General features: G+C 39.9%; 5 protein-coding genes. All 5 read left to right on the forward strand.

Annotated elements, in window-relative coordinates:
* The first annotated feature begins 26 nt into the window (after window positions 1-26).
* The 5 genes from FF105_RS05360 to FF105_RS05380 all read left to right on the forward strand — a co-directional run bounded on the left by FF105_RS05360 (window position 27) and on the right by FF105_RS05380 (window position 6,708).
* Window positions 27-1,715, forward strand: coding sequence for a glycoside hydrolase family 43 protein (locus tag FF105_RS05360; RefSeq protein WP_010282442.1), 1,689 nt, complete (start codon window positions 27-29; stop codon window positions 1,713-1,715).
* An 84-nt stretch (window positions 1,716-1,799) separates the two neighbouring features.
* Window positions 1,800-3,173 carry a sugar porter family MFS transporter gene (locus FF105_RS05365; RefSeq protein ID WP_010282438.1) on the forward strand — a complete coding sequence of 458 codons (1,374 nt, stop codon included), beginning with the start codon at window positions 1,800-1,802 and terminating at the stop codon, window positions 3,171-3,173.
* Between the two features lie 59 nt (window positions 3,174-3,232).
* Window positions 3,233-4,246, forward strand: coding sequence for an aldose epimerase family protein (locus tag FF105_RS05370; protein WP_010282435.1), 1,014 nt, complete (start codon window positions 3,233-3,235; stop codon window positions 4,244-4,246).
* Between the two features lie 36 nt (window positions 4,247-4,282).
* Entirely contained in the window at window positions 4,283-5,452 is a 1,170-nt protein-coding gene (locus FF105_RS05375) for an ROK family protein (protein ID WP_010282430.1), read from the forward strand.
* Window positions 5,453-5,622: 170 nt separating this feature from the next.
* The gene (locus FF105_RS05380; RefSeq protein WP_010282426.1) at window positions 5,623-6,708 is read left to right on the forward strand and encodes a GntR family transcriptional regulator; all 1,086 of its coding nucleotides are present in this window, start codon (window positions 5,623-5,625) and stop codon (window positions 6,706-6,708) included.
* The last annotated feature ends 163 nt before the right edge of the window (window positions 6,709-6,871 follow it).

Genomic DNA, 6,871 nt, shown 5'->3' on the forward strand with positions numbered 1-6,871 from the left:
TTGGTAGTAAGAAAGGAAAGCATACTATGCAGATTCAAAACCCAGTATTACCGGGATTTAACTCAGATCCATCTATTATTCGTGTGGCAGATACTTACTATATTGCGACATCAACATTTGAATGGTTCCCAGGTGTGCGAATTCACGCCTCACAAGATTTGGTGCATTGGAATTTAGTTAAAAATGTCCTTGATACAACGACACTATTGGATATGAAAGGCAACCCATCATCAGGTGGTATTTGGGCACCAGACTTGTCTTATGCCGACGGTAAGTTCTGGTTAATTTTCACGGATGTTAAAATTACCGATGGCTCGTTTAAAGACATGAAAAATTACTTGACAACTGCGGAATCCATTGAAGGGCCATGGTCAGATCCAATTTTGGTGAATGGTGTTGGATTTGATGCCTCATTGTTCCATGACGATGATGGTCGCAAGTATCTTGTGCAACAGACATGGGATCATCGCGAGTATCATCACCCATTTGATGGTATTACTTTGACTGAATTCGATACAACAACAATGAAGTTAAAGCCAGAAACAGCCCGTACAATTTGGGAAGGGACTGAAGTTAAGTTAGTTGAAGGCCCACATTTGTATAAAATTAAGGGTCAATATTACTTGTTTGCGGCGGAAGGTGGTACGATCTTTACTCATCAAGAAGTCGTTGCACGTTCACAGACTTTGGATGCGTTGTCATTTGAACGCGAACCAGAAGGACCATTCTTAACTAACTTTGACACGCCAAATGCTTACTTGCAAAAGCAAGGGCACGGCGCTCTTGTTGATACACCGGGGGGCGAGTGGTATTATGCTTCCTTGTCAGCTCGTCCTTGGAATCATCCAACGGAGAGTGCTACGGATCCACGCGGTTGGTCAACATTAGGTCGCGAGTCATCAATTCAAAAAGTTGAATGGGATGAAGCAGGTTGGCCACGAGTTGTTGGTGGTCATGGTGGTTCAACGTTTGTCGAAGCCCCTAAGGACGCTATTTTGACTGATGCACCAGCTGATCATTCACAACATGATGACTTTACTGATGACAAGCTTGACATTAACTGGAACACACTACGTGTACCATTTACTGAAAAGATGGGTCACACTGGCGCGGGCAAATTAGTGTTACGCGGTCAAGGTTCATTGGCTAACACGTTTGACTTATCTTTGATTGCACGCCGTTGGCAAGCTTTCTACTTTGATGCCGAAACCAAAGTAAAGTTTGATCCATATTCATATCAAGCAATGGCTGGTTTGACTAATTACTACAACCACTCACATTGGTCGTTTATTTTCATTACAAAAAATGATGACGGTAAAAATGTCATTGAAGTTGGTGAAAATAAAGGTGGCTTGCGTAACGGATCATACACATCATACTTTAAAGACGATGCGCCGGTGATTCCTGAAGGTACGGAATACGTTTGGTTTAAGTCCGAAAATCGTAAGGAATCATATACTTATTACTATTCATTCGATGGTCAAAACTGGATTGCAACAGGCATTACATTAGATGCTGCGGTATTGTCAGATGACTATGTCGTACGCGAATATGGTGGTTTCTTCACGGGGGCTTATGTTGGATTAGCTGCAGTCGATTATTCAGGCTATGACTCAACAGCAGAATTTGATTTCTTTGATTATAAGGAATTGGGTGATTACCAAGAAGCTGACGGTAGTTATTCATGGCAGAAATCAGAGAGTCGATTTTATTAAAAATAACATATAAATAAGCAATAGTATCTCAAGTAATTGTTACTTCAATTGATTATACGTTTTTAAACAGAAAGTGTCTTACAAATGAAAGTGCATAAATTATCGGCGGGCTTTATTTACTTCTTTGGTGCTTTAGGTGGGTTATTGTTTGGTTATGATACGGGTGTGATTTCCGGTGCCATATTGTTTATTTCTAAACAGTTGACTTTGACCAAATGGCAAGAAGGCTGGGTTGTTTCCGCAGTCCTTGTGGGTGCCATTCTTGGTGCCGCTGTGATTGGACCGATGTCAGATCGATTCGGTCGTAAAAAGTTATTATTGCTGTCATCAATCATTTTCTTAGTTGGTGCGGTTTGGTCAGGTTTAGCACCTGATTTTGCTCACTTAGTAGCATCACGAATAGTGCTAGGTTTAGCCGTGGGTGGCGCATCGTCACTCATTCCAACTTACTTATCTGAAATGGCACCCGCCGACAAACGTGGTGGGGTTGCGTCATTATTTCAGATGATGATTATGACTGGTATCTTAGTTGCGTATATTTCTAACTATCTGTTGCAAGACTTGACGTTTGGCTGGCGTATTATGTTGGCTTTGGCAGCTTTACCAGCGTTAGCTTTATTCTTTGGTGGTCTTGTTTTGCCAGAGTCACCACGATATTTGGTACGCCGAGGCGACAATGAAGCAGCACGTGAAGTGTTGGCAATGTTTAGCAAAGATGAAAAAATGGTTGAAGCCGAATTAGGTGACATTGAATTACAAGCAGCTGCCAAAACTGGTGGTCTTTCTGACTTGTTTGGTCCACTTAGCCGGCCAGTGCTTATTATGGCGATGGGATTGGCGATTTTCCAACAAACCATGGGATGTAACACGGTACTTTACTATGCACCGACGATTTTCACTGATATTGGATTTGGTGTCTCGGCAGCCTTGATGGCACACATTGGCATTGGTATCTTTAACGTGATTGTGACTTGGGTTGCGGTCATGATTATGGACAAAATTGATCGTAAGAAAATGTTGATTTACGGTGCATGGGGGATGGGTATTTCGCTGATTTTGATGTCAGTTGGTATGCAACTCTCAGGTACAGGCAAGTTTGGTTCGTATCTTGCTGCGATTGCATTGACAATCTACATTGCTTTCTTCTCTGCAACATGGGGTCCTGTCATGTGGGTTATGATTGGTGAGAGCTTCCCACTCAATATCCGTGGTTTAGGTAATTCATTTGGTGCTGTGGTCAACTGGACAGCGAACACGATTGTTTCACTGACCTTCCCACCATTGCTAAGTGCTTTTGGTACAGGTAATTTATTCTATCTCTATGCGGTGATGTGCTTCATTTCCATTTGGTTCGTGCACAAGTTTACCATAGAAACGCGTGGTCGCTCACTAGAACAAATTGAAGCGAGCTTACGTCATCGTAAGAATCATTTAAATGATGCACCTGTTGCAAATTAGTAACAATAATCAGTCGTTAGACTGATTTTTTTAAATCAAAAATGAAAGAGACTTTAAAAATGAAAACAACCATTCAAACATTTGGTAACTTTGAAGGACAAAAAGTGTCTGCTTATTCGTTAGAAAATAAGAATGGCACGCGGATTACAGTGCTCGACTATGCCGGTATTTGGCATGAATATTCGGTCATTGACGAAGGAACACGAGTTAATATGTTATTGTCAGCACCGGAGATGTCAGGTTACACCGATAATCCTTTTTATATCAATCGTCTGATTGGGCGCGTTGCCGGTCGTATTAAAGATGCAACATTCAAGCTTGGCGATCAATTGATTCAAACACCACAAAATGAAGGTGATAATTCGCTACATGGTGGTGGTAATGGTTGGTCCAATACGATGTTTGCCGTAAAATTTGATCAAAATAGTATTGTCTTGACGGCGACTATAACGTCAGCACAAGATGGCTTTCCGGGGAATTTGGAATCGGAAATACGCTACACACTTTCAGATGACGATACTGTGGCCTTGACTATGAGCGGGACGCAACGTGAAACTGATGGTGTATTTAATCCGACGTCACATGCTTATTTTAATTTAAGCCAATCTGATGATGTCTCCAACCATGAATTGCATCTCAATAGTAAAGTTCATTTGGCAGTTGATACTGGGAAAGTACCAACTGGAGAGACGATGGCCAATCATAATTCGCCATTTGATTTGAGAATGGCGCCGGATTTGGGCGCTGCGTTAGCAACTTTGGATAAAACAACCGCAGAGCATGGCTTTGATGATGTCTTTGTCGTTCAAGGACCAAAAATTGCTAGTTTGAAAGATAAGGTTAGTTCGCGTACAATAGATGTAATATCTCATCGAAATGGGTTAGTTGTTTTCACCGCCAATTCGATGACATCGGATATGATAAATAATCATGGCAACGGACATAAATGGGTGGCAGTTGCCTTGGAACCCCACACATTACCAAACTCTGAAAATATTCCAGCCTTTGGTGACGTGCGTTTGAAAAAAGATGAAACCCGTGTGGCAGAAATTGTTTATCATTATCACAAATAAGGGAGAGGTGCTGGTTGTTTTAATGCCAGCGATGCTATGAAGAAAACAGATCAAATCACCATGCGGGATCATAATCAGCGCTTAGTTTTACAAGCGTTATTTAATGCTAAAGAAACGTCGCGTGCCCAACTAGCGGTTGACCTAGAATTACATAAATCAACAATTAGCTCAATTTACCGTGATTTAGATGATATTGGTTTCATTGAAGATTTGGGCGAAGGGGATACAACCGAAACAGGTGGTCGCAAGGCTAAAATGATTCGTTTCAATCGTAATTACGGTTTTGTGGTAGCATTTGACATGGGACGCCATCATTTACGAATGGCACAGGTACGTTTGAGTGGTGAAGTCATTGCGACTGATGAATTTGACGTTGATGGCTTGACACTAAAACAAGTCGTGGATTTAATGATGAAAAATTTGCATCGCATTAAACCGCAAAAATATGGTACGCAAGAGGGTGTTATGGGAATTGCGGTTGGCGTGCATGGTGTTGTTGATCAAAATCAAGTGACATACTCTCCTTTTTTTGATTATTCAGGTATTGATTTGGCTGATTTACTTGGACAAGTAATTAGTGTGCCAGTTTTACTAGAAAACGAAGCTAACTATGCGGCTGTCTATATTCGGGATTATCATGATTACCGACAAATTGATCAATATGATAATTTAATTGCACTCAATATTCACTATGGTATTGGTGCTGGAATTATTATTGATGGTCAGTTATATCGTGGTTTGGCTGGACGCGCTGGTGAAGTTGGTCGCAGTATTGTTTGGTCTCAGAATAAGGAAATTATTCGCATGGAAGATTTATATTCTGAAGACGCCATGCTGAAACGTTTGGCCGAGGCTTTAGGCAAAAAAGAAGTCGTCCGTGCTGATTTTGTGGCTTGTGCTAGTCATAATGCACCAGAAACAACAGCGTTAATTGATGATTGGGTCCGTGGCATTGCGCAAATGGCTTATGATATTATACAAACCTATGCCCCACAAGCGCTCTTTATTCACTCACGTTTTATCGCTGAAATGCCGGAATTATTAGGCCGTGTGATTGAAGTGTATCAAGATCTGAATCCAACTTGTCAATCAGAATTATTATTTGCAAATCACTCTGTCTATCAAGCAACTTTGCTTGGTGGGGCAGCAAGTGTGACGCGCCACGTGCTTGACTTGGAAGATGTTGATTTGAAGTTCAGCCATTGAGTATGAAATTGGAGTGGTGGCATTATTAAATAACAGTTAGTGATTAGCAATAATTGTTGATAGCGCAATATATTACCATATCTCCATAAAAAAATTAGTCGCGATACAATGCAGTTGTGTCTCTTACGTGCTAACAAAAATTGTGATGGTTTATCGTGGTGGTTAAATTTATGAAAACTAATAAATATGAAATTATTAAACAATATATTTTAGATAAAATATTGAGTGGAGACTACAGTGTTGACCAAAAGTTACCTACTGAAAGCGAATTAATGTCCGCATTTTCAGTTAGTCGTTACACTGTGCGAAGAGCTATTTCTGATTTAGAAAACGAAAACTTTATTTATCGTATTCAAGGTGGTGGATCTTTTGTAGCAGATAAAACGGAAATATTGCAAAAAGAAAGTGTGCCACAAGTAGTAGGGGTTATTTCCACGCATATTGCGTCATATATTTTTCCTGCCATTATTGACGGCATTGACCAAGTTTTATCAATGCATAATTTTTCTTTTATATTAGCGAACACTCACAATGATCCTGTAAGAGAACGATCAGCATTAAAAAATTTTATGCGACAAAATCTCGGGGGATTAATTGTTGAACCAACAAAAAGCGCGAGTGAAACAACCAATATTGACCTGTATAAAGAAATTGAGAAATTAGGAATTCCCGTTATTTTTATTAACGCTGCCTATAAAAATATTCAAGGAACATCACTAGTTAGTGATGATCAACATGCTTTTTATCAGGCAACAAACTACCTTTTTTCTAAAAATCATAAAAAAATTGTAGGTGTTTTTCAAGTTGATGATCTTCAAGGCGTTCACAGATTAAATGGCTATCTTGAGGCTTATCAAGATCATTCTTCACTACTTCCTTTCTGTAAACCTATCATGTATCAATCTGATAATGTTAATAGTGCGCTTCAGCAAATGAATGATTTATTATTGAAAACATCATCAGAACGGCCCACGGCCATTTTGGCGTATAATGATCAACTAGCCATCAGAATTATGGATTTAGTTAATGACATTGGCTTAAAAATACCGACAGATGTCTCGATAATTGGATTTGATGATTTTCAACTGTCAAAGTATATGTCGCCTAGATTAACGACAATGACGCATGCGCAGCAAATGATGGGACGTGATGCAGCTACGCTATTATTGCAAAAAATAAATCATCATAAAGTGGACTCTGTTGTTTACGAATCACTCATGGTGGAGCGAGATTCTGTTCGAAAACTCAAAGAATAGCGAAAAAACGCTAACACATTAATTAATGTGTTAGCGTTTTTTTAGTGTGATGAAGCACCGAAAACAGCCAGACGTTCTGCCAAACTCGTTTCCACGGCCGTGACACCAGGTGCTAATAGTTTCCTAGGATCATAATTTTTACCAATCAAATCTTGATCAGTTA

It is taken from the genome of Leuconostoc sp. UCMA20149, assembly GCF_030400235.1.
Lineage (GTDB): Bacteria > Bacillota > Bacilli > Lactobacillales > Lactobacillaceae > Leuconostoc > Leuconostoc pseudomesenteroides.